Annotated in this window: 21 protein-coding genes and 1 other RNA gene; 6 read left to right on the plus strand and 16 right to left on the minus strand. The window is 38.7% G+C overall.

Annotation, left to right across the window (positions count from 1 at the left end):
• Positions 1–22 precede the first annotated feature (22 nt).
• The gene (locus PX700_RS16375) at positions 23–901 is read right to left on the minus strand and encodes a flagellar protein MotY (RefSeq protein WP_479521292.1); all 879 of its coding nucleotides are present in this window, start codon (positions 899–901) and stop codon (positions 23–25) included.
• 202 nt (positions 902–1,103) lie between these two features.
• Between PX700_RS16375 and rnt the strand changes: the two genes are divergently transcribed.
• Positions 1,104–1,820, plus strand: coding sequence for a ribonuclease T (gene rnt, locus PX700_RS16380; protein ID WP_479521293.1), 717 nt, complete (start codon positions 1,104–1,106; stop codon positions 1,818–1,820).
• Here the strand turns inward: rnt and PX700_RS16385 are convergent.
• Positions 1,804–3,429, minus strand: a complete 1,626-nt coding sequence (locus PX700_RS16385) for a DUF342 domain-containing protein (protein WP_479521294.1) — start codon at positions 3,427–3,429, stop codon at positions 1,804–1,806. The genes rnt and PX700_RS16385 overlap by 17 nt on opposite strands.
• A gap of 263 nt (positions 3,430–3,692) precedes the next feature.
• On the opposite strand from PX700_RS16385, the gene ssrA reads away from it, so the two are divergent.
• Positions 3,693–4,049, plus strand: a transfer-messenger RNA (tmRNA) gene (gene ssrA / locus PX700_RS16390).
• Positions 4,050–4,423: 374 nt separating this feature from the next.
• Here ssrA and PX700_RS16395 read toward each other — a convergent pair.
• From PX700_RS16395 to PX700_RS16410, 4 genes are all read right to left on the minus strand, one after another.
• Positions 4,424–5,062, minus strand: coding sequence for a hypothetical protein (locus tag PX700_RS16395; protein WP_479521295.1), 639 nt, complete (start codon positions 5,060–5,062; stop codon positions 4,424–4,426).
• Between the two features lie 599 nt (positions 5,063–5,661).
• Entirely contained in the window at positions 5,662–6,564 is a 903-nt protein-coding gene (locus PX700_RS16400; protein WP_479521296.1) for a hypothetical protein, read from the minus strand.
• 2 nt (positions 6,565–6,566) lie between these two features.
• Entirely contained in the window at positions 6,567–6,767 is a 201-nt protein-coding gene (locus PX700_RS16405) for a hypothetical protein (protein WP_479521297.1), read from the minus strand.
• Positions 6,768–7,010: 243 nt separating this feature from the next.
• Entirely contained in the window at positions 7,011–7,280 is a 270-nt protein-coding gene (locus PX700_RS16410) for a hypothetical protein (protein WP_479521298.1), read from the minus strand.
• A gap of 179 nt (positions 7,281–7,459) precedes the next feature.
• Between PX700_RS16410 and PX700_RS16415 the strand changes: the two genes are divergently transcribed.
• The gene (locus PX700_RS16415; protein WP_479521299.1) at positions 7,460–8,218 is read left to right on the plus strand and encodes a sulfite exporter TauE/SafE family protein; all 759 of its coding nucleotides are present in this window, start codon (positions 7,460–7,462) and stop codon (positions 8,216–8,218) included.
• A 34-nt stretch (positions 8,219–8,252) separates the two neighbouring features.
• Here the strand turns inward: PX700_RS16415 and PX700_RS16420 are convergent, their stop codons facing one another.
• Together PX700_RS16420 and mnmC are read right to left on the minus strand one after the other, a co-directional pair.
• Positions 8,253–8,888, minus strand: coding sequence for an NAD(P)-binding oxidoreductase (locus PX700_RS16420; protein WP_479521300.1), 636 nt, complete (start codon positions 8,886–8,888; stop codon positions 8,253–8,255).
• 342 nt (positions 8,889–9,230) lie between these two features.
• A complete protein-coding gene (mnmC, locus tag PX700_RS16425; RefSeq protein ID WP_479521301.1) occupies positions 9,231–11,240 on the minus strand; it encodes a bifunctional tRNA (5-methylaminomethyl-2-thiouridine)(34)-methyltransferase MnmC2/FAD-dependent 5-carboxymethylaminomethyl-2-thiouridine(34) oxidoreductase MnmC1 in 2,010 nt (669 codons plus the stop codon).
• Positions 11,241–11,419: 179 nt separating this feature from the next.
• Here mnmC and fabB point away from each other — a divergent pair, with 179 nt between their 5' ends.
• Positions 11,420–12,631 (plus strand): beta-ketoacyl-ACP synthase I, encoded by a 1,212-nt coding sequence (gene fabB, locus PX700_RS16430; protein WP_415637729.1) that lies wholly within the window; start codon positions 11,420–11,422, stop codon positions 12,629–12,631.
• 104 nt (positions 12,632–12,735) lie between these two features.
• Here fabB and PX700_RS16435 read toward each other — a convergent pair whose 3' ends face one another.
• The gene (locus PX700_RS16435; protein WP_415637728.1) at positions 12,736–13,101 is read right to left on the minus strand and encodes a hypothetical protein; all 366 of its coding nucleotides are present in this window, start codon (positions 13,099–13,101) and stop codon (positions 12,736–12,738) included.
• Between the two features lie 51 nt (positions 13,102–13,152).
• On the opposite strand from PX700_RS16435, the gene PX700_RS16440 reads away from it, so the two are divergent.
• Positions 13,153–13,590 carry a GNAT family N-acetyltransferase gene (locus tag PX700_RS16440; protein WP_479521302.1) on the plus strand — a complete coding sequence of 146 codons (438 nt, stop codon included), beginning with the start codon at positions 13,153–13,155 and terminating at the stop codon, positions 13,588–13,590.
• Positions 13,591–13,665: 75 nt separating this feature from the next.
• Positions 13,666–15,339: a gamma-glutamyltransferase gene (gene ggt / locus PX700_RS16445; protein ID WP_415637726.1), complete on the plus strand. Its 1,674-nt coding sequence runs from the start codon at positions 13,666–13,668 to the stop codon at positions 15,337–15,339.
• Between the two features lie 48 nt (positions 15,340–15,387).
• Here ggt and PX700_RS16450 read toward each other — a convergent pair whose 3' ends face one another.
• From PX700_RS16450 to PX700_RS16480, 7 genes are all read right to left on the minus strand, one after another.
• On the minus strand, positions 15,388–16,245 hold the full coding sequence (locus PX700_RS16450; RefSeq protein ID WP_479521303.1) for a Tim44 domain-containing protein: 858 nt from the start codon (positions 16,243–16,245) through the stop codon (positions 15,388–15,390).
• A gap of 161 nt (positions 16,246–16,406) precedes the next feature.
• Positions 16,407–17,159 carry a DUF3379 family protein gene (locus PX700_RS16455; protein ID WP_479521304.1) on the minus strand — a complete coding sequence of 251 codons (753 nt, stop codon included), beginning with the start codon at positions 17,157–17,159 and terminating at the stop codon, positions 16,407–16,409.
• Entirely contained in the window at positions 17,159–17,716 is a 558-nt protein-coding gene (locus PX700_RS16460; protein WP_032827217.1) for a sigma-70 family RNA polymerase sigma factor, read from the minus strand. The genes PX700_RS16455 and PX700_RS16460 overlap by 1 nt, the downstream gene beginning before the upstream one ends.
• Positions 17,717–17,777: 61 nt before the next feature.
• Positions 17,778–19,436, minus strand: a complete 1,659-nt coding sequence (locus PX700_RS16465) for a BatD family protein (protein WP_479521305.1) — start codon at positions 19,434–19,436, stop codon at positions 17,778–17,780.
• Positions 19,430–21,358 (minus strand): vWA domain-containing protein, encoded by a 1,929-nt coding sequence (locus tag PX700_RS16470; RefSeq protein WP_479521306.1) that lies wholly within the window; start codon positions 21,356–21,358, stop codon positions 19,430–19,432. The genes PX700_RS16465 and PX700_RS16470 overlap by 7 nt, the downstream gene beginning before the upstream one ends.
• Positions 21,358–22,344 (minus strand): vWA domain-containing protein, encoded by a 987-nt coding sequence (locus PX700_RS16475; RefSeq protein ID WP_479521307.1) that lies wholly within the window; start codon positions 22,342–22,344, stop codon positions 21,358–21,360. The genes PX700_RS16470 and PX700_RS16475 overlap by 1 nt, the downstream gene beginning before the upstream one ends.
• Entirely contained in the window at positions 22,337–22,771 is a 435-nt protein-coding gene (locus tag PX700_RS16480; protein WP_479521308.1) for a DUF4381 family protein, read from the minus strand. Before PX700_RS16480 ends, PX700_RS16475 begins: the two co-directional genes overlap by 8 nt.
• Between the last annotated feature and the right edge of the window lie 2 nt (positions 22,772–22,773).

The raw sequence follows: 22,773 nt of genomic DNA on the forward strand, positions 1-22,773 counted from the left end.
AAGTAAACACAAATTAGCTTTACTACATTTTTTCTATTTGAATAATTAAACGACGGTTTTTGTCTCGGCTTAAAATGTTATCGTTATTATCAACAAAGCGTTTTTCGCCCAAACCGGTTGTTTGTACTTTGGCTTTATCAACACCCAAGCTCACCATATAATCTTTTATAGTTTTGGCGCGCTTGCGCGATAAATCTAAGTTATTCCAGCGTCCGCCATAGCTATCGGTGTATGAGTCAATACTAATGGACTCTATGCTTGCATCATTTTTTAAATACTCAGCAATTTTATCAAGACGTTGTTGCGACGATTTAGTTAATTTACTGCTGTTTGATTGATAGTTCATTACAGTAAACGAAATATCTTCAAAGCTGTACGGGAGTAGCTCATCACGGCACTGTAAAAAAGCCCAGTAAGCTTGTTTAAAGTTTACGCTCGATATACCAACGGCAATTTTATCGGCACTGTTTTGCCAGTCTTGATAATAAAAAGTAGGGTAGTAGCCTTTTTCAAGTTCGGTAAGCATTTCCCATGCGGTTTTATTGCCTAGTTCGCCATCAAACTTTTTAAGTAATTTCATGTTTGCAATATCGCGTGCAGGCAATCCTGCGCGCCATGTTGGTGGCACTGCTTTTAAGCCTGCAATTGCGTAGTTATCTGGGCGTACAACCATATCTAAATTAAACGTTAAGTTTTTATTTTTACTCGCAGAAGCTTTAAAAATAGCTTCGCCGTAATAAGGAACTTCATGATTTAATTGGCATTGTAAGCGCGTTGTTTTAACTACTTCCCAATTGGAGTTGTCTTGGGTTGCTGTGTATTGGCGCATAGCAGCTTGCGAGTGAGTACCACAAAGCACTGCACTTATACTAAGGCTAATAAATAACAACTTATACTTCATGGTGCTCTCCAGCTATCCGGGAATGCCAATAATTTGGCAAATTAACGACTGCAACGATTAGTTCGTTCTCTATATAACTAACTTATAAGTTAAAGCAAGTTATGTGCCTACAATTTTAAAGCAATAAATACTTAAATCCCCTAGCCTAGGGGGCATCAATTTTGACATAATAGTCAGCTTACACGTATAAACAAAGAAGACTATGGCAAATACTGAGCAAACACCTTTCGCAAAACGCTTTCGTGGATTTTTTCCTGTTGTTATTGATGTTGAAACTGCAGGTTTTAACAAAGAAACAGATGCATTGTTAGAAATAGCAGCCTCTGTTTTAAAAATGGATGACGAAGGATTGCTCAGCATAGATCATACTGTTCATTTTCATGTTCAGCCATTCGAAGGCGCTAATATAGAACAAGCCGCCATCGACTTTAATGGTATAGACCCGTTTTCACCACTACGTGGTGCAGTACCAGAAGACGAAGTAATTAAAGAAATATGTAAAGTAGTACGTAAAGCGCAAAAGGCCGCTGGCTGTCAACGCTCAGTGATTGTGGCGCATAATGCCGCATTCGATCATGGCTTTTTAAATGCAGCAATAGAGCGTAATAACATTAAACGTACGCCATTTCATCCGTTTGTAAGCTTCGATACTACGTCTTTAGCGGGTTTAGCATTAGGGCAAACTGTATTAGCAAAAGCATGTAGAGCGGCTGGTATCGAGTTTGATAACAGCCAAGCGCACTCAGCGCTTTACGACACAGAACGTACAGCAGAGCTTTATTGTTTAATAGTAAACCGCTGGCAGCAATTAGGTGGTTGGCCATTAGCCCCAACCGACGATTGTGACGCTGACGCCGAAACTGGTGCCGAAGTTGAAACTGAAACAAAAAATGACGAAGACGCTAAAACGTCTGAGTAATTTTACCCTCAGTTAGCTTAACTAAATGGGGCGGGTAAATACGCGAAAATTGTTTAGAATCTTTCGCTATTTTAAGCTCCACACCAGGGTGCATTAGCTCGTTTACTTTTAAACGACTACTGGCAAGTAATTGCGTTATTTTTTGCTTAATAAGTATTTTTTGACGATTAATATGGGCAGAACGTATTTTTATATGTTGTTCATTTTCAGATATTTTATTCATAAATTGCTGACGCTGAGCAGCCCCCGCAATTTTACTCGCTTTTTCACGAGCTTGTTGTAAAGCCGCGACTTTGATTGCAAGTACTTTTTCAAAATCAGTTATTTGAGTTTGCTTTTGACGAAGCTCAAACCAGAGCTGCGCTAAAAACACACGTGTTTTAGTACCGGCTGGCGCGCCTAGTTCACCTGTTTCAATGCGCATAGCGTCTAAAATATTACCGCCAATAATTTTACCTCGCGGATTATTTGCTTTGCCTACACGTATTAATCGCCTAGCACTTAAATCACAATGCAGAGCTTGGCGTTCAATAAATAAGTCTTGTTCGGTTTTAATATTACAGTACTGAGCATAACCAATCGAAATAGTACGTTGAGCGGTTATACAACATGTAAATGCTTCTTCGCTTTCACGTTTTCGGCCAATTGCACCAAGCATAATAGTGACTGCACTTTTACTTTCAACAGTTCCTGATTCTACAAAACCAAGCACCGTAATATCACCATTGGCTTTTACGCGCATACCGTCTTTAATATCGCCAGTAATAATTACACTGCCGTCAAAATCAACATGGCCTGTACTTACATCTACGTTATCAAAGCATAAAACGTCATCTACACGCATACCACGGGGCAGAGCTACAGGTACACCTTTGCAGTCGGCAATAAGCATATTAGGATTATTAGGATCTACTTTTGTACCTTCGAAAGGCTGGAGTTGGTGATCTTTACCTGGTTTTGCACTAATTGAATCGCCAAATACCGTATAGCCTTCTTCTCCAGGGGTTGCGGCAATGCGCTGCATTAAGGGAGTGCCGGGTTTTACAGTGATAATAGCGCCAAGGTTTTTCATATCAACCTTACCGCCTTCTGTAGCTTGTGGGCTAAGTACTCGGTCTTGGGCTGTTGAGCATAAACGCACAAATTTAGCGTCGCTACCTTCTTTAGGATTGCGCCCATGTGCAATTATGGCACTGTAAGAGCTTCCTGCTGGTTGCTCAAACTGCTGGCCTAAAAAGGTATCAAGCGCACGAGGACTTATTCCTTTTTTAACACCTGCATCAGCAAGTGCTTTTTGCGCGCCTTCCATAGACAAAAGTGCGCCACCTTTAGCGGTAGTTAATGTTGCTTCTGCGACCATGTTTTTTTCATCAATATTAATGACAAGCGACGCATCAAGAGCTTTAGCAACTACAAGCGATACTTCCTGATAATTTTTAGTTGGTGCAAAAAGCTTTCCAATATTGGCGACTATAGCTCCATACTCACTAAACTCAGATTGTTCAAGCATTTCTACTAACTGAGTACTCGTAACAGGAAAACCACTATCAATAGGATGACTTACTAAAGAGACAAACCCTGTACTTTGATCAAATGAAAAAACCGACATTTATAAATTCCTTAAATTATGCCTGTTATTATTTTTATTTTTTACAACTAAAGGTTTAGAAATGACAAAAACCTTAACTCCTTATTTGAACACAGGTTAAACATATTGTTAAGCAAATGTTTATAGAGCCTTGCATAAACTAAATTTTGCTTATTTAACGTGCGATTGATGCATGCAATTAAAATAAACCGTTACTAGGCCTTGAGTATCAGTACTTTACTCGGTTATACTGTTTGTACGCTCTGAATTGAGTTACTAATTCAGGGGCTGATTAGGATTCGACGGAATTCAAGAAGCCCAAGGTGCATGTCGAGGTGCGGTTTGCCTCGTTAAACAGCCGCAACCTAAAGTAATCGCAAACGACGATAACTACTCTCTAGCAGCTTAGGCTGGCTAGCGCTCCTTCCATGTATTCTTGTGGACTGGATTTTGGAGTGTCACCCTAACACCTGATCGCGACGGAAACCCTGGCCGGGGTTGAAGCGCTAAAACTAAGCGGCCTCGCCTTTATTTACCGTGTTTGTCCGGGACTTAAAGGTTAATTAAATGACAATACTAAACATGTAGTACCGACGGTCGAGGCTTTTCGGACGGGGGTTCAAATCCCCCCAGCTCCACCAATAAAGGTTTTTGAACTCGTTATTCGAAAACCATAAGAAACCCGCAAATTTTTTAACCCAAATTTGCGGTTTTTTTTATGCTTATAATTTAATTATTAATAATTGTGGCAAATAAGCTTGAGCTTTTATTTCAGCGTTTTACAGTACAGTAAATAAAACAGATATTAATTTGCCGAAAGGGCAGTGTAGCAATGTTTTAAGGCATACTTTTGTAAGTCATTTTATGATGAACGGAGGTAATATTTTAGTGTTACAGCAGATACTTGGTCATGTAAAGATTGAGTAAACTATGGTTTACGCACACTTTGGAGCAAGCCATTTAGAGGATGCTATTAGATTGGGCCCAAGAGTAGATATATAAGTTATAGCCAAGTTCAAAGAGGTATTCTATTGTTTTTTAAAAAAGAGCCTACGATTACCGAATAATCTATTATTGAACGTATTATTAAATCGCAAACGCCAAAAGAAGATTGCTCTTTTTCAAAATAAGAGATCATTTTAAGGATATCTTGTTCGCTATAAAGTCTTCTTTTCTTGTCTTTATAGACTTTTAGCTTTTTAAACTCTTCAACATGAAGATTATCAATAATGGGGCTGTTTAGTTCAAAAATCATTTCAGGCTTAGGTGGCGAATACGCTCTAAAATTGGTAACTCCAAGTGAACTATTTGAAAGGTGAATATTATAATTTCTCAAAATTTTTAAAAAATGGAATACAGGGTTTTCATTTTTTATCAATGAATAACATTCAATATCAGCATTATTAGGATAATTTACTTTAAGTAGCTCTTCTATTGTTATGAATTCTGCTAAGGCAGCCCTTAAATAAGCAGTTTTGATATTATTGTTAGAAATAATATGATTCGATTCATCAGTTCCAATATGACTTGCTAAATATATGGCAGAACAGAATCGCGTATATATGTCAATATCCAATTGAGTTCGTTCATCTGGTTTAGGGATAATCATATAACCTTCATCCATTTTTGGAAATAACTCGTAATTTAAATTCATAAAACTGCTTAAGCTCTTAATTTTTTAACTTTTTATTTGGTAAATTCATAGAGATTAGTGGCTTACTAAATCAAAATTGATATTGATAAAGCAAGAATTATATAGAAAGATAAATCTAATTTGTATCGCCAAATTGTTCTTTTTTGCGAGTTCGTTTCAAGGCATGAATCCTATAGTTAAAAAATAATCTGTTATATTAGTTTTTTCTCAATAATTGCCGGAGTGCTAATTTAAGTAAAGCATAAAGAGTACCGCTTCTAAATTGGTTCGATGAAGTGGTCCACTATCAGCTAATAGTCACAAGGTTAATGTTTAATAGGATTTAGGTCGCGTATTTTCATGTCCATATATTGCCCAGCTATGATAGTTAACACAAGACCTAAGTAGATATTACTAGTGTATAACACCCTGATTTCATAGTAAGTTGTTGTTTTTAATAGTTACATGTAACAATCGAGGCTTTCGGGCAGGGGGCAAATCCCCCCAGCTCCACCAATAAAGGTTTTTGAACTCGTTATTCGAAAACCATAAGAAACCCGCAAATTTGTTAATCCAAATTTGCGGTTTTTTTTACGGAATTTATAAAGTGAAAATAGAGTTTAAGAATTTCTAATTGCACGTAGCTTCATTTTTATCGCAATCACAAGCAGGCTAAATAATGACAGCATGCTTATTAACAACGTTAGGTAAAGTATGGGGTTATTTTGCTCTTCGGTTCTGACTGGAGAGCTGTTTGTAGTTTGCGAGTTTTGATGTTGCCTAATATAGCTTTGGCTGATCCAATCTACCGCGTTTATCCATTGTACTTTGGCGGGATCAGTATTGTTGAGCATCCCTATTGCGTGCTTATCTTTATTTAAGCTTTTTGAAAGTTGTATCAATTGCTGCCAAAATTCATTTTTAGGGCCTAGGTCATCTATTTCTTGCAGGTGCTGTTGTAACTTATCGCCACCCATCGTTTTAATATCAGCTTGTCCTGTGCTTTGCGCGTAGCTATTTATTAGCGATGAAAAGCGACTAAAGTACTCATTACTTTTTTGTAGGGTAGGGTTAGCTGTGTGATCGTTTGTTACTTTTTTTGCAGGTTGATTTAGGCTGTTTTGATCAATTAAATATTGCTTATAGCTTTGGTAGCTTAAGTTGTTCGTAGTTATGTTATTTGTAGTTGTGTTATTTGGAGTGGCGAAGTTGTTTTTAAGTGCTTTAACACTAATTACTGCGCCTAGTAAGGTAATAATAAAAAGGGCGCAATAGCAAAAATACAATGCGCTTTTTAAAGTGTTACGCAGTAGTTTATATTTATTATTACTTTGCTCTATAGTTGAATTTTTAAATGGGGTTGCATCTGTATTTAGTAATTCACTTTGTGCTGAGGTGCTTTTTTCATGAGTGCTCTTATTAATATGTTTATTGGTACCTTCACTGTGCTCAGTGAGTGCTATTTGATTATTTTGAGATTGAGCGATAACAGTAGTGCGCTGAGGTTCTACTTTAGTAATCAACCCTAGCTTTTTAAGTGAAGATTCTGTTTTAACAGCATCAATACTCGATAAGTCTTTTTTAAAGCATAAGCTTTTCCATCAAATAATTGAACAACAATACTATGAGGAATATTCAGAAGCAGGCTGAGTTGCTCTTGGGCAGAGGTAAGGTCAGTATTTTGATATAACTGTCCATTAAAAACAATTTTAAATGTAGCGCTCACGTTGGTACCTTGCTTGTGTAATTCCATTTTTGGAATTTTATTTTTATTATTTGATACACAAAGTTAATTTAACAGATAAAGGTGATGCTTTCTAATGATTTGTGATTAAAAAAGCCTTAACAAACAGCGCTAAGGCTTTGGGGTGTAGCTGTTATTTTACTTTATAGTTTAGCGAGTGATTTTACAGATTGCTTTTGCTCACTTACGGGTTGGGTTGCTTTGTCTATTAATGTTTCAAGTGGTTTATTTCGAACACACATAAGTACTTTGTTCATCGCCATTACTTAGCGTACATGTTTGAGTGGTAATAGATGAAATAAGCGCATCGCTTTCAAAGTTAAAAGGGTCAACTTCGACAACAAAATCGGTTGAAGTATCTGTTGTAGTTTCCTCACCGGTGGTTGCTTCAGTCACAACGCTACTTTCAGTATCGCTACCGTTACAGGCAGTTAAACCCAGTGCAAGTATGCACATTGCTAGCGGCATTAAAATTGGTGCGTTAATCTTTCTCATCAGAGATATCCGGTAATGAAGTTGAATGTATAATATTTGTTAAATGTGCAAGCAAAGTGCAAAAACAATGCAACATTGTACATTGCCTCAGATTGGGGCTGATAATTTTGTAAATGCACAATATTTTTTATTATTTAAAATACTGCGCCTTTAAAATATTTAAATAGGCAGTGAGTTTTATGGACTTTTTATTTCCCGACAGCATGTCTTTATTTTTGTTTTTATTGTTAATAATCACAGCAGGGTTTACCTCTTTTGTATCTGCTGCATTTGGCGCTGGTGGCGGGTTAATGCTGCTTGTAGTTATGGCGTCGTTTATGCCGATGGCAGTTGTTGTGCCTGTGCATGGTTTAGTACAGCTTGGCTCTAATGCAAATAGGTTTTTACTCAGCTTTAAGCATATTGATAAAAGCATGTTTGTTTACTTTGCGTTAGGCGGCTTGGTAGGGGCGGGGTTATCTAGTTTTGTAATTGATGATATATCGCTTGATGCAATGAAGTTAGTGGTCGCTATTTTTGTTATTTATTTACTGTGGGGTAAAACGCCGCCTATAAAATTAACCTCTAAGCTGTGGCGTGTGGTTGCGGGTTGCATTACTACTTTTGTTTCAATGTTTGTGGGGGCAAGCGGTCCACTTGTTGGTAGCTGTTTATACATAAATAATTACGAAAAGTTAAAATTTACGGCGACATTTTCGAGCATTATGAGTGTGCAGCATTTATTAAAAGCGGTGATTTATGGCGCTGTCGGCTTTAGTTTTTGGCAATGGGTGCCGCTTGTAATCGCTATGGTAATAAGTGGCGCTGTAGGAACTTGGTTTGGAATTAAATTACTAAAAAGTATACCAGGGGATAAGTTTAAACGTATTTTTAGAGTGGTATTAACGTTATTAACCCTGCAACTAGGTTGGCAAGGTGTAAAAGTATTACTCCACTAGTAAAAGTGGAGTAATAATCGTTAAATAATAAAGGTTATTTAACAGCGGCTTTAATTGGCTTGTCGCCATCAAATAACTCAAAAATGCGGTTGCTAATAAATGGGTTAGTCGCAATATGTAATAAAGCATTGGCTACGTTTTCGCGGCTAATTTTAGCTTTTGAGCGGTCACTTGGTCGCTGAGTAGTTACTTGCATTGATGCGCTATCGTCAGTCAATGTACCTGGGCGAACAATAGTGTAATTTAAGCCACTATTTATTAAGTGCTCGTCGGCCATGTGTTTTGCTACTAAGTAAGGTTTTAAATCACCTTTAATTGAATCTGGATCGTCAGCACCAATTGAGCTGACCATAACAAAGTGTTTAACGCCGTGCTCTTTTGCAAATGTAGCTGCTTTTGTTGCTGCCCATAAATCAATTAGTACGGTTTTGTCATCGCCAGTGTTGCCACCAGAACCCGCTGCAAAAATCACTTGGTCACAGCCTTTCATTGCATCGCCAAAATCGCCTTCCAGATCTTGCTCAACAATAGTTAAAAAGGAGCTGCTTAAATCGCTTAGTTTGTTTTTGTCGCGAACTAGTGCCACAACATTTTGCTCATTTTCTAAAAGTAGCTCAGTTGCCATTTTGCCTATTTGTCCGCTTGCGCCAATAATTAGGGTCTTACTCATAATTAACTCCTTCCAATAAATAGTAAAAGTAATGTGCTTACAAACAGACCTTGGGGTAGGGGATAATTTTTAAAGGGTAAAAATGAGTTTAAATGAGCTAATTTCAAAAAATACTTTAATTAAAATACGATGCTTAACTGAGCATTAAAATTAGATGGTTTTATTATGTTTTTTAGAGTTTTTTAATTGCTTGTTATGCTTTTTACATATTATCGCGATAATAAGTTAACAATACTTTTTGGCAGTTATATTTTTAGGTTGTGTAGCGTTTTTGTTGGAAATACTTTTAATTATAATTTTTTAAGCGGTATTTTTTAGCCTACCAAGAAACACCGCTGTTGCTTAAATTTTATTACGAATTAAATCTCGCACGATAAACCGAGCTGGATGAATAGCTTGGCTTACGCGTTCGCTTAATGGCCGGGGTTCATTATTTAAACAGCTTACGAGATATTCTGCACTTAGCGGTGCGCTACACAACGCGCGAGCACCAAAACCGGTAAAAATATGAAGGCCTTGTTGTGGCTTATTAAGTTGCTCATATTGGTAGCGTTTACCTAAACGTAGATTAGCAAAAGCCATAGTGTAATCACTTTGCTCACACCATTGCCCAGCCATTGGCAGGTGATCTACAAATGTGCAGCGAACAGCCGCTTTTGCCGAGGTTATATTACCAAGAGTGGAGGCAAATTCACTTTGCTGATAAAAGCTAAGTAGTTGCTCTTGGTTTAATTGGTTGTCGAGCGCTGTAACTTCACGGCTTTTAGTGTTTTTTTCAAACGTGGCACCCATACAGTGATGATCTAAATAGGCTGGAGTAAAATACCCTTTATGGCAAAGCACTGTTTTAAGTTTATGTGATTGCTCACTTGCCTCAATATGCGAAACCTGACCGCGCACTCCTACTATTGGCAGCGCTTTTGTTTGCTCAAATGCATCACTGTGCTCGCCCGCACAAATAATTACATCACTAAAAGGACCTAACTGCTCATCATTCGTTAATAAAAACCAACCGCTTTCAGTTTTTTTAAGCTGTTTTATATCGCAGTTAAACACGCTTTTAAATGGGTTTATGCTATTTGCAGCCTTTAGCATAGCGCTTACTAATTGCGGCGGATTAACCCAGCCGCCTTGTTCAAAAAACACGCCTGAATAACCTGTCGTTACTCCGGCTATTTCGTCGCCTTGCTCTGCGGTTACGTTATGCATTAGCTGGGTTGGCCACAGTTGTTTTTGTGCTAAGTTTTCGTGCTTATCGGCTAGCGGTTTTTTTACTGCATGCTGTAATACGCCGCACCAATCGTAATCAAAACTAAAGCCGTTATTGAGCAACTGGTTATACAAACGTTTGGCGTATAAAAAACTATGTGCAAACAATTCGCTGTGCGGCGAGTTTTTAGCTTGTAGGTGAGGGTAAATAGCGCCTTGCACATTGTGCGATGCCCCCATAGCGGGCTTTTCATCTTGGCAAAATAAGTGGCTGGTTATGCCACGCTTTGCCAAGCTATATAAAATACAGCTACTGGCAATACCGCCACCTATTACGGCTACGTTTTTTAATGCGCTGCTATCTTGATTAAAATAAGCAGGGGCTGATTGAGCGTTATTAATATGGCTAAGTTGGCCGATAAGCATATCTTTATTCTGATCAAAGCCTTTGGCCTTTTTTGTATTAAAGCCAGCCTTTATAAGGCCATGCATAACAAAATCAACAGATATAAATGACGATAAAGTTGCATCACTTCTTGATATATCTGCCATGGAGTTAAATAAACTTTGCTGCCACATATCAGGGGTATTACTTGGCTCAAAACCATCTAAGTACCAAGCATCAACAATTCCTGTTTGCGGATAGCTCATTGCCTGTATGGATTCTAAAGCATCACCAAAGTATAAATCGAGAACAACAGTGCCATTATTAAACTCGAGCCGGTGACACCCCTCTAAATTAATGGGGTAGTTTGCTGCTAATTGCTCGCTTAAATGACTTAAAGTAGGCCAAGCGGTTAAAGCTTGTTTTAAGTCGTTCACGGTTAAAGGGTGTTTTTCAAACGAAATAAAGTGTAAGCGTTTTACACTTTTTTCACATTCATTTTGAACTTGCATCCGCTTAAGGTGGTCAGTAAAGCGTTGCCATGTATTTAAAAAGTTTAAACCTGTGCCAAAGCCGGTTTCGGCAATAACAAAATGTGGTTGGTCATGATTTTGTAATCGTGCATCTATATTATTTTGCTCATAAAACACATAATGCGATTGAGCTAAGCCATCGACATTAGAAAAATAAATATCACCGAAGTCATTAGTCGAAGGTGTACCTAAATTATTAAAGTGACTATGTGCGTTTTTAATCATGATTTTTTAAATTTATGGATATATTTTTTTATTATTTTACGGGTTTTCTTTGAAATAGTCTGGCGTTATTTATATGCTAGCAGTTCAGAGTACAAGTGTACGCTAGAAAGCTGACCACTTAGGTGATTAAATTCGCGTAAAATAGAATGCAATTAAGTATTAAGCTAAGGGAATTACCCATGAGAAGAGCTGTAATTACAGGTATCGGTGTTGTATCAAGCATTGGTAACAACAAAGAAGAAGTATTAGAATCGTTAAAAACGGGCAAAAGCGGTATCGCTTTTAACCAAGAATTTGCCGATTATAAGTTACGTAGTAACGTATCGGGTAAAATTGATATTGACGTTAAAGAACATGTTGACCGCAAAGCAATGCGCTTTATGGGTGACGCTGCTGCTTACTCTTATATTTCGATGACTCAAGCAATCGAAGACTCAGGTTTGACTGACGACCAAGTATCAAATGAGCGCACGGGTATTATTGTTGGCTCTGGCGGTGGTTCGTCTAAGTGGCAAGTAGAAGCAGCTGATATTTTACGTGAAAAAGGCGTAAAACGCGTAGGGCCTTATATGGTTCCACGTACTATGGCGAGCACTACATCTGCTTGTTTAGCAACACCATTTAAAATTAAAGGTGTTAACTACTCAATTAGCTCTGCATGTGCAACCTCTGCGCATTGTATTGGTAATGCAGTAGAACAAATTCAATTAGGTAAGCAAGATGTTGTTTTTGCTGGTGGCGGTGAAGAACTACACTGGACATTAGCAATGGAATTTGACGCTATGGGCGCACTTTCTACTAAATACAACGAAACACCAGAAAAAGCATCTCGTACATACGATGCAAATCGCGATGGTTTTGTTATATCTGGCGGTGGCGGTATTGTTGTAGTTGAAGAACTTGAACACGCACTTGCACGTGGCGCACATATCTACGGCGAAATTGTTGGCTACGGTGCAACATCAGATGGCTACGACATGGTTGCTCCATCTGGCGAAGGTGCTGCACGTTGTATGCGCCAAGCTATGCAAGATGTAGATAGCATTGATTACTTAAACACGCATGGTACATCTACACCAGTAGGCGACGTTAAAGAGTTAGGTGCGATTCAAGAAGTGTTTGGTGGTAAGTCACCAATGATCAGCGCAACTAAAGCAATGACGGGTCATGCCCTAGGTGCTGCAGGTGTTCACGAAGCTATTTTCTCATTATTGATGCTAGAGCACGGCTTTGTAGCGCCTTCAATTAATATTGATGAGCTAGATGAGCAAGCGGCAGGTTTAGATATTATTACTGAGCGTCGTGATGTTGAGTTAAATACGGTAATGTCTAATAGCTTTGGCTTTGGTGGCACAAACGCGACTTTAGTTATGAGTAAGTACAAAGGTTAATTTGAGCTTATAAGCCTTAAATATGTAAACACATATTTAAGGCTAAATAGCTTAAAACAAAAAAGGAAAGCCGAGGCTTTCCTTTTTTATTATCGAAGGTTAAATTAACCTTCGTTATGTTCTTTACGCGCTTGCTCAATTTCGTCAGCAATTTCTTGCGCTTTCTGCTTAGTTTTTTCGGTTAACTCACCAGCAGTTTCTTTGCTTTTAATCCATGCATCAACAGCAATCTCTTTGCCGTCGTCGTACATGTCTAAGCCCATTTTTTTACTTTGCTCTAATAGCTCGTTTAAAGACTCGTCATTTTTAAGATCGTTTGTTGTCTCTTTAACGTCGTCCCATGCATCACCAAGCTTTTCTTGCATTTGTGCGCTTTTATCTTTTGCATCTTCTTTTACTTCGTTGGCATCTTCACAACCAGTTAATGTAATTAAAGTGCCTAATAAAGCTAAACCTGCTAATTTATTCATGTGCTATCTCCTTTAGAGACTGATAATTAATTCGAGGCAGACTATACAACAATGAAAATGAACACACTCGGAACAGAACGATTAAATTTAAAATTAATGCATAAAGATACAGGCTCACAATTATATGAGCAAACGTGTTGGGGGTTATGGGAAGTAACAATAAAACAAAGTAATATTTTTATTGGCTATATAATTGTAAAACCAATGGATTTATTTAGTGAATTACCTGACTTTAGTGATATAGAAATTGGTTGGCGATTAAAACAAGAAAGCTGGGGCAGTGGCTATGCGACAGAAGCTGCCTGTGCCATGTTTAATGAGATAACTAAGCAACAAGATGTAAAAAAAATCAGTGCGACGGCTAATAAAAACAATCTAGCCTCTATAAAGGTAATGGAAAAATTAGGCATGCAATTTGTTAAAAACTACATACAAAAAGAACAAGGTGCTGATGTGGTTTCAGTACATTATTCAAAGAGCATAGATTAATAGAGCGTGTGAACGTTATTTCGTATCAGAAAATATCAATACAGATTGCTATAAACAATAAATTAAGGATATTCCATGGGACTATTTTTCTCTAAAAGTAAGCTAATTGCGAAAAGTTTACTTATTTTACAGCTAAGCGTGTTTAATCTCGCAGCAGAACCTTTAACGCAAAGCGCGGTCGCAATGCCTGACTCGTTCAGTGCAGATGCCGCCAAAAGTATATTAGAGCAAGGCGGTAATGCTGTTGATGCGGCTATTACTGCACAATTTGTGCTTGCGGTAACGCTTCCTGAAGCTGGAAATATTGGCGGCGGGGGATTTATGCTTATTCAAAAAGATGGCAAAGGCGACTTTATAGATTATCGAGAAACAGCACCAACAGCCGCTCATCGTGATATGTATTTAGATGAGCAAGGTAATGTTATTGCAAACAAATCAATATATGGCATTCACGCAAGCGGTGTACCTGGCAGTGTAGCGGGTATGTGGCTTGCCCATCAAAAACATGGCACTTTAAAGTGGGAAACACTCGTACAGCCTGCTGTAACGTTGGCTGAGCAAGGGTTTGTAGTTCCGCCTAAGTTGGCACAGGGTGTTAGCCACTATATAGCGCATCTAAAAGATCAAAAAATAAATGTAAACTTTGAAAAATATTTTGCTGATGTAAAAGCCAATAAAGTATTTAAACAACCAGAGTTGGCAGCAACGCTAAAGCGTATTCGTGATAACGGTCAAGATGGATTTTATAAAGGCGAAACCGCAAATATTATTGCTAAGTTTATGCACCAGCACGGCGGTATTATTAATCAAGATGATTTAAAAAATTATACCGCTAAATCGCGCACGCCCATTAAAGCAAGTTGGAATGGTTATGAAGTACTTACTTCACCACCGCCGAGTTCAGGTGGTATTGCTATTTTACAGTGGCTTAAAATGTATGAGCTACAAAAACCTGATGCAGGCTTAGTTCATAACTCCACGCAGTATGTTCATTTACTCTCTGAAATAGGTAAACGTGTATTTGCAGATAGGGCAGAATATTTAGGCGATCCTGATTTTTTTGATGTGCCAGTAAACGCGTTAACTAATATTAACTACCTCAAAGAGCGCAGTAATGGCATTTCGCTAACCGCTATCTCTACTACCGAAAATATTAAACCGGGCCTTAAAGAAAGTGAGCAAACTACGCACTTTTCAATTGTTGATAAAATGGGTAACGCTGTAGCAAATACCACCACAATAAACTTAGGGTTTGGTAGCGGTGTAGTTGTTGAAGGTGCGGGATTTATTTTAAATGATGAAATGGACGACTTTAGCGCCAAACCAGGCGTTATGAATGTATTTGGTGCAATAGGCGGTAAGGCTAACGAAATACAGCCACACAAGCGTATGTTGAGTTCTATGACACCTACAATACTACTTAAAGACAACACTGTTAAAATGGTGACAGGCTCGCCGGGTGGTACAACTATTATTAGCTCTGTGTACGAATCTATCTTAAATGCGGTAGAGTTTGATATGAGTGCAGAGCAGGTTGTAAACAGCCCTCGTTTTCATCACCAACTATGGCCTAAAAATATAATTAGAGCGCATAAAGGTTTAACTGATAGCGTAAAAGCAGAACTTACAAAAATGGGTTACACCATCGATGAAAATCACTTTGGTGACTTACACGTTATTATTAATAAAGAGGGTCAATTAGATGCCGCTTCTGAAGCATCAGGGCGCGGTAAATCAATTGTTTTTTAAATAAAAAAAACACCGCGCTAAAAGGCGCGGTGTTTTAAACGTTAACGCTTATTGCGTATCAATTAAATCTTCAACACCCACTATTAGCCATGGAGCATCATCTGAAATTAGGCGTTCTAAGTGCCAAATTTCTAAAATAGGTTCTTCTTTTTTATCGCCTAAATCACGGTACTTACCTTTAAAGCGAACACTAACCTGCCACGATTGCGCATTTGTATCTGCACGCACAAGTTCGGCATCAATAAACATTACTTCTGTTTCTACGCTCTGTATAGCTTCACGCTCAGCTTTAAATTCGGCAACAAGTTCAGGGCTTAAGTATTCAGCCATTGTGGTGTAATCAGCATTATTCCATGCAGTTTGTAGCGTATGGTAATGGCTACGGGCACCTTGTAAAAAACCATTAACGTCAAAGTTAGGCGGTAAGTTAAAAGGCACACTTTCACCTTGTGGTGCATTGCTTGCAAAGCCTGTACTCATTGGCTGCTCGATTGGTGCTTGTTTAAAAACATTTTGCTGAGCATTTGTACCAGCACTGGCATTTGCAAGTTGTGGAGCACGGCTCGCACGTAAAAAGCCTGTTACTAGCTTAAATAAAATAAAGAGTCCGCCAGCTAATAAAATCATTTCCAGTAGCTGAAAACCTTCAAAATCGTCGCCTAGCATTGCTGCAATTAAGCCACCGGCTAAAAGACCACCCAACACGCCTGCCATAATCCCTTTTTTATTTGATTTAGCTTTGGGTGCTGTTGATGCAGGTACATCTGATTGTTTATTTTGTGTGGTTTGTTGTGTTGCAGGCGTTTTTCCGCGTTTGCTGCTGCCAAACTTTTTACGTGCATGTGCATCAAAACTAGCAGTACATAACAATGCTAATAGTGAAAAAATAACGATGATGTTCTTCATGAAAACCCTTAATTTTAATTGAGCCGCGATTATAATTTACTTTAAGGGGAAATATAAATAATTACTTTTAAAATCAGATGGTTTGAGTGTAATTTAATCTATTTAATAGACACAAAAAAACCGCTTAATAAATATTAAGCGGTTTTTTAATTAGGTAAAAATTATAACCAACGAATAGCGCCTGTAACGCGTTCGTTATAAGTATTTAGAGGTGCGCCAACACTTGCCACTAAAATAGTATCTGCTTGTGGACCACGATTAATATGACCTTCAAAGCGGTCATCGTGGAAGTTATCATCACCAAAACCAAATGATTTATTTTCAGATGGCACTATAAATACAGTCATTGGGCCAAAGTCAGACTCAAATATTAAGTGCAGACCTTTTTCGCCTTCAAAATCACAAAACATAGCGTACGTTACGGCACCTGGAAGTTCATCAAGATGACCCCCTAGAACTGCAAGCTTGTCGTTAACGCTTTGTAGGCTAATAGGCTCTTTTTTATCAAGGGCATTAATTTCGTAGTACACATGGGCTAGTGCATGTTCACCTGCTTCGTGCGCAATATTTTGCTCTGTACTAAAAAAGAATGCACCCATTGCTACAAAAAATGATGCGGCAAGCGCTAAATGTACTCGATCAAACTTAAAACGCGATCGGGCATCAACCACGTTTTTTCCCGTTGCTTGCTCTTCTTGTAGCGCTTTTTCTTTTAATGATGTGTTTAAAAGAATACGGTCTGCAAGATTTTCTGGCACAGGTATGTCTAAAGCATCTTGAATATACTTATCAAAATCTTTCATATCGTTAATAAAACTTTGTCGCTCTGGATTACTGTCAGCAAACTCCATAAGCTCCTTGTCAATGTCGTTTGGCTGCGCAATAGTGCGGCGACGAAACTCAAGTTCATCCATTATTTTGATGCCCCTTTAAGTTGTTCATCATCACGGCTTAAAGCCTCTTTAAGTTGATTTCGGGCACGGTATAAACGAGTCATTACCGTGTTTTTATTTAAATTAAGTATGCCTGCAATCTCTTCACCAGAGCAGCCCATTACAACTTGCAGTAATAATGGTTCTCGGTATTCATCAGATAGCAGTGCAATCTGGCGTTGAATTACCGTTTGTTCCATTTCATCATCTAATGAATGGCTGGTTTCATCAACAAGCGTATCGTTTTCTACATCACTGTAATCAAACTGTTTACGCTCAAATCTGCGTGCGTTTTCTCTTCGTAATATAGTTAGCAGCCAGGGTTTAGCTGCTTTTTGATCAAGTAAAGAGTCGAGTGAACGCCAAGCGCGTAAAAACGTCTCTTGAACTAAATCATCTGCTATGTGCGGATCACGGCATAACCAATAAGCAAAGCGATAAAGCTCTTTATTGTAAACGTGGACCAAGGCTTCATAACGCTTTTGTTTCTCTGCCATATCGATTAAGACCTGATTGTTTGATTTTTTCTTTCCAAGCATAAGCACTTTTTTAATTAAAAATTATTATTTATTGCAAAAAAAGACCTGTTTATAGTCGTTATTAATCATAAAGATCTTTTAATACAGCTTGTTGCGATTTTAATGCTTGAGTTTGATAACTCTCAATAATTTTAATAATAGCATTAAGATCCGTGTTTGCGTCTTTATTGCTATAAAGTTGCGCCTGTAATTGGTTAATAAAACCATTTAGCTCACTACTATTTATGCGGCTACAAAGCTCATCAATAGCGCCCACATTTTTGTGGGTAACTTTTATAGCAAAACTATTTAGTGCATTGTAAAAAGCTTTCACATCTTGTGTTTTAGCTAAAGCTTTAAGCTCATTTAAGTTTGGCTGAACAATACGCCCACTATTAACCTGTACTTTTTCAGTCGTATTTTTAGAAGAACGGGTAATTAGATAAAAAATTACAGTGCCAATCCATAAAATATACCCTAAAGCGGCAACAACTATTAACCAAAGAGGAGTATCATTTTTAGTTTCAATAGGTTGTGAACCTGTCGCTTCATTCGAAATATTTTCAATTGCAGGTAAATTGTTTGGGTTTGATTGTGGGTTTGCCACTGCGGTATTCGGTGCGGTACTACTTGGTGTTACTGTTATAGTGCGCTTTGGTAATGTAGCTACGCTAATACGGTTCATCTTAGTATTAAACCAAGGCAGCTTTATTTCAGGCAAAGTATAAGTACCTGGTTTTTGCGGCAGTAATGCATATGATGCCGTTTGCTGCGATACAACTCGTCCGTCACGTACGGCATTGTTGTTTTCTTTTTTATCAGGGTAGCTGCGTATGCCATCAATAGTAGGCATTGTAATTTCAGGCAGCTGCTCTTTAGTAACCCCAAGTGCCGTAAATGTAATAGTGCGTGTTATAGGCGTACCTACTTCTACTGTGTTGTCGTTAGGTTGCCATTCTTCATCAAGACTAACCAGCTCGCTTGGTAACCATGCGCCCTTGTAGTCACTCGGAATTGGTTTAATTTCTACTTGCTGATCATCGCCAAGAGCAGATACCTCCAATTGGCGGTAATTTTGCTGTACTCGCCCTTGAAAAGCAGAGCCTGCAATAGTGTACGCACCACTTTTTTGTGGCTGAATTAAATATTCGCGAGTAATAACAAGATAGCGTTTACCATCAACTAGCTCATAACCTTCTGTTTGCTTACCCAATTGCGTAAGCTGAGCGTCTTCCATACTTGGTGTGCTTAAACTGCCATCAAGCAGTTCTTTTGCAAGATAAAGCTTAATAGTATAAACGCCGGCTTCTTGCACAAATAATGAATTACTCGATAGTGACGTTTTTAAAAATATTTCGTTATTTTTATCTGCATCAACAGAGCGTTTTGCTACTTTTAATTTAATAGGCTGTGAGGTTAACCCTGCAACGCTAAAAGCGGGAATTGTGTAATCGCCCTCAGCACGGGTCATTAATTTAACCGACCACGTAGTTTGCTTATTAATGCTGCCATTAATAATGTTGGTACGAGAGCTTAAGCTAGTCGGGCCTACAACAAAGTCTTTTAACAGTGCAGAGGTGTCAGGTTGTTGGCCTTTAACGGTGTCGTCTACCGATATATTAAGCATAAAAAACTCACCCGCTAAAACGGGGTTTTTATCTACACTGGCTTCTAATTTGGTGGCAGCCCACGAAGGCATCGCACTTAATAGCAATAAACAGCAAAATAATCGCATTACCATGATTTTTCGACTCCTGTAGGGCGACGTTTATATTGTCTTTTTTGGGCTTCTAATTGCATTTTATTCCGTAATAAAATAGCCGGGTCATCCGGAACTTTTCTGAGTAATTGATTAAGTTGTTGAGCTTTTTCTTTCTCTTCGTTAGTCAATTCGCTAGCTTGTGCTTGCATTGCCTGCTGTTGAGCATTTTGCTTTTGCTCATCACTAGCAGGTTGCTCGCTCATTGCTTGAGGCTTACTTTGTTGCTGCTCGTCTTCTTTAGGCTGGTCAGCGTCTTTATTTTGCCCTTGCTCACTTGGTGGCTGTGCTTGCATATCAGGTTCATTTTGCTTGTCTGATTGCTCGCCAGGCTCGCCTTGTTGATCTTTTGATTGTTCAGACTCTTTATCTAATTCTTTATCAGATTTTTCATCGCTGGGGCTTTGACTTTCGTTTTCGCCTTTTTCAGAATCGCTTTTATCACCATTTTGTTGCTGATCCTGTTTTGACTCATCAGAATTTTGCCCTTGGTTTTGCTCATCTTTTTTCTGACTATCATCTTGGTCTTGAGAGTCGTCGCCTTGCTGATCTTGTTGCTCTTGTTGATTGAGTAATTGTTCAACTAAGGCTTGATTATCAGCTGCTTGTGCAAAGTCATCTTGTAATGCTTGGGCTTGTTTGTATGCTTCAATTGCGTCCTCAAGCTTGCCAGCTTTGGCGAGGGCATTACCGTAGTTGTATAAACCGCTAGCCGACTTATCATTACTAAACTCATTAAGTGCAGCATCAAAATTACCTTGCTGGTAAAGCGCAGCGCCTTTTAACTCACTTGATTGAGCCTGTGTTGCTTCATCGTACTCTTTATTATTGTAAGCCTCTAATGCACGTTGATCTGCATTTTGCAAAAGAGTAGGGAGCTCTAAGGCATACGCATTTTGCTGGGGTAAAAAGCTAAATACTAAAAAAGCACCTAATAAGGCAGCACGTCTAAATAAATACAAACCAAATGGCAATAACAGTAACAGTCCGTATATACCGGCATCTATTCGCCAAAGTGCATGGCTTTGTTTTTCGTCTTTTAACAATTCGCTTTGCGCGCTTGGAGCAAATGTATTTATGTCGTTATTACTAGGCTGATAGCTCGCAAATTTACCGCCACTGCTTGATGCTAAATTTTTAAGCTGAGCAGCATTAAGTGTAGGGACTACAATTTGGCCGTATCTGTCTTTCAAAAAACCACCTTCAGGTAATTTTATCGGTGCGCCTTGAGCGGTACCCACGCCATATATATTTAATCTATATTGGGTGTTACTGGTAAAGCTACTCACGTCGCTTTGTTCTTGTTGGTCAATACCGTCGGTCACTAAAATAATGTCGCCATCAATATAACCCGCTTGCGTTAATAGCTCTTTGGCCATATCAAGACCGGCTAAAACGTTTGAGCCTTTGTCTGGCATTATTTCAGGGCTCAAGCTTGGAATTAAATTACTGAGTGTTGTGGCGTCGTTTGTTAGCGGCGATATTATGTAGGCCGTGCCTGCGTAGGCTACAAGCGCGGTATCACCTTCTTTAAACAGCTCAATCATATCAAGCGCTTTAAAGCGTGATTGCATTAAACGATTTGGTAAAATATCGGTGCTGTACATTGAGTACGACATATCCATAACAATTACACGGGCACTTTTACTTTGAAATACAGGAACTTGTTTTTTCTCAAAACTAGGTCCTGCACTAAATAAAATGCCAAGGCTGCAAAACAAAGCAATAAGCCAAAGAGGTTGGCTGGCTTTAGTGTTTGCTTCGCTCATTATAAATTGTGCTAAATGTGGTGCAATTAGCTGCTCACTGGTGGTTTTTTTATGCTTAATTAAGGCAATAAAAAATAAGGCCACAGCAGGTATAAGTAACCATAAAAGAGCAGGGCGAATAAATTCAAAATCCATTAGTTTGGCTCCTTTAATGCACGCAGTGTACTAAGCATTACTTTTAAGCTAATAAGTAAAATAGCGATAAGTAATGGGTAGTAAAATAATGAGCTTTGTGGGCGAAATGTTTGTTCATCAGCGCTAATAGGTTCAAGCTTATCAAGCTCTGCGTAAATTTGTTGAAGGCCTGCTACATCTTTGGCTCTAAAGTATAATCCGCCAGTTTGCTCGGCAATCTTTTTAAGTAAGCTTTCATCTAAATTACTGCCGCTAGAGCCGCCCATATTAAAGAGGCTAAAACCACGTGGGTTATCTGAGCCAACACCAATGGTGTACACTTTAATACCTTCTTCGCGGGCTAGCAGTAGGGCATCGTCAGGGTTTAGGTTACCAGCGGTGTTTTGTCCGTCGGTTAATAGCACCACAATTCGGTTACTTTCATCTTTATTGGCAAAGCGTTTTACCGAAAGACCCAATGCATCACCAATGGCTGTTGCGCGCCCCACTAAACCAATTTGGGCTTCGCTGAGCATTTTACTTACTGTTTTAACGTCGCGTGTGAGCGGGGTTTGTAAAAACGCAGTATCGCCAAATAATATCAGCCCAAGCCTGTCGCCTTGGCGCTGCTCTATAAAATCACTGAGTACGGCTTTTACCATGGTAAGGCGGTCAACATATTGGCCGTTGTAAGCCATGTCTTGTTCGGTCATTGAGCCTGATAAGTCAACAGCTAACATTATATCGCGACCCTCATTTGGCAATGAGATTGGCTCATCTAACCATGTTGGGTTAGCAGCAGCAATAACAAGTAATAACCAAATTACCCACTCAAAAGGATTTAAACGTCGTGCGTGTGGTTCAATACTTTGGCTGGTTAAATTGTGCTTTGCAAAACTGGGTATACGTAAACGCGTACTGGCATTACTTGCTGCTGGTTTTAATAGTAAAAGTAATAAAGGTAAGGGTAGTAATACAAATAACCATGGCCAGCTAAATTCAAACATTTACTGACTCCTTTATTTTAAATTGTTTAATACCTTGGCGAAATTTTTCGCACAGTGTTGTATCTTTTTGGCTGGGGTTATACAAGCTTAGTATTTCTTGTTCTGTAAAGCTTAAGCCAGTAAGCGTATTAAGTGTTGCGCACCATTTAGAGGTTGATTGCGCAGCAAGGCGCTTGTCGTAATATTCAATCACTAAACGTTTTAAAATAATATGTAGTTGCTGAGGGTTTTGCTCACTTTGGCTCAATTGTATTGCGTAGCGTTTAGGCTTTTTAAATTTATGTTTTTTGTACAATATATAAATAGCTGCGCACAGTACTAACAACAGCAGTGCAATAATAACCCACCAAGCAGGGGCTAGTGGCCACCAATTAACTTGGCTTGGCGCTATTATATCGTGCAGGCCATCGAGTGGATTGGTTTGCATGG

This window comes from Pseudoalteromonas sp. TP27 (assembly GCF_056470645.1).

What these genes read in the sequence shown, in the direction of transcription:
- PX700_RS16375 (WP_479521292.1), bottom strand. Translation starts at nt 901, where the DNA reads ATGAAGTATAAGTTGTTATTTATTAGCCTTAGTATAAGTGCAGTGCTT.
- rnt (WP_479521293.1), top strand. Translation starts at nt 1,104, where the DNA reads ATGGCAAATACTGAGCAAACACCTTTCGCAAAACGCTTTCGTGGATTT.
- PX700_RS16385 (WP_479521294.1), bottom strand. Translation starts at nt 3,429, where the DNA reads ATGTCGGTTTTTTCATTTGATCAAAGTACAGGGTTTGTCTCTTTAGTA.
- PX700_RS16395 (WP_479521295.1), bottom strand. Translation starts at nt 5,062, where the DNA reads ATGAATTTAAATTACGAGTTATTTCCAAAAATGGATGAAGGTTATATG.
- PX700_RS16410 (WP_479521298.1), bottom strand. Translation starts at nt 7,280, where the DNA reads ATGAGAAAGATTAACGCACCAATTTTAATGCCGCTAGCAATGTGCATA.
- PX700_RS16415 (WP_479521299.1), top strand. Translation starts at nt 7,460, where the DNA reads ATGGACTTTTTATTTCCCGACAGCATGTCTTTATTTTTGTTTTTATTG.
- PX700_RS16420 (WP_479521300.1), bottom strand. Translation starts at nt 8,888, where the DNA reads ATGAGTAAGACCCTAATTATTGGCGCAAGCGGACAAATAGGCAAAATG.
- mnmC (WP_479521301.1), bottom strand. Translation starts at nt 11,240, where the DNA reads ATGATTAAAAACGCACATAGTCACTTTAATAATTTAGGTACACCTTCG.
- fabB (WP_415637729.1), top strand. Translation starts at nt 11,420, where the DNA reads ATGAGAAGAGCTGTAATTACAGGTATCGGTGTTGTATCAAGCATTGGT.
- PX700_RS16435 (WP_415637728.1), bottom strand. Translation starts at nt 13,101, where the DNA reads ATGAATAAATTAGCAGGTTTAGCTTTATTAGGCACTTTAATTACATTA.
- PX700_RS16440 (WP_479521302.1), top strand. Translation starts at nt 13,153, where the DNA reads ATGAAAATGAACACACTCGGAACAGAACGATTAAATTTAAAATTAATG.
- ggt (WP_415637726.1), top strand. Translation starts at nt 13,666, where the DNA reads ATGGGACTATTTTTCTCTAAAAGTAAGCTAATTGCGAAAAGTTTACTT.
- PX700_RS16450 (WP_479521303.1), bottom strand. Translation starts at nt 16,245, where the DNA reads ATGAAGAACATCATCGTTATTTTTTCACTATTAGCATTGTTATGTACT.
- PX700_RS16455 (WP_479521304.1), bottom strand. Translation starts at nt 17,159, where the DNA reads ATGGATGAACTTGAGTTTCGTCGCCGCACTATTGCGCAGCCAAACGAC.
- PX700_RS16460 (WP_032827217.1), bottom strand. Translation starts at nt 17,716, where the DNA reads ATGCTTGGAAAGAAAAAATCAAACAATCAGGTCTTAATCGATATGGCA.
- PX700_RS16465 (WP_479521305.1), bottom strand. Translation starts at nt 19,436, where the DNA reads ATGGTAATGCGATTATTTTGCTGTTTATTGCTATTAAGTGCGATGCCT.
- PX700_RS16470 (WP_479521306.1), bottom strand. Translation starts at nt 21,358, where the DNA reads ATGGATTTTGAATTTATTCGCCCTGCTCTTTTATGGTTACTTATACCT.
- PX700_RS16475 (WP_479521307.1), bottom strand. Translation starts at nt 22,344, where the DNA reads ATGTTTGAATTTAGCTGGCCATGGTTATTTGTATTACTACCCTTACCT.
- PX700_RS16480 (WP_479521308.1), bottom strand. Translation starts at nt 22,771, where the DNA reads ATGCAAACCAATCCACTCGATGGCCTGCACGATATAATAGCGCCAAGC.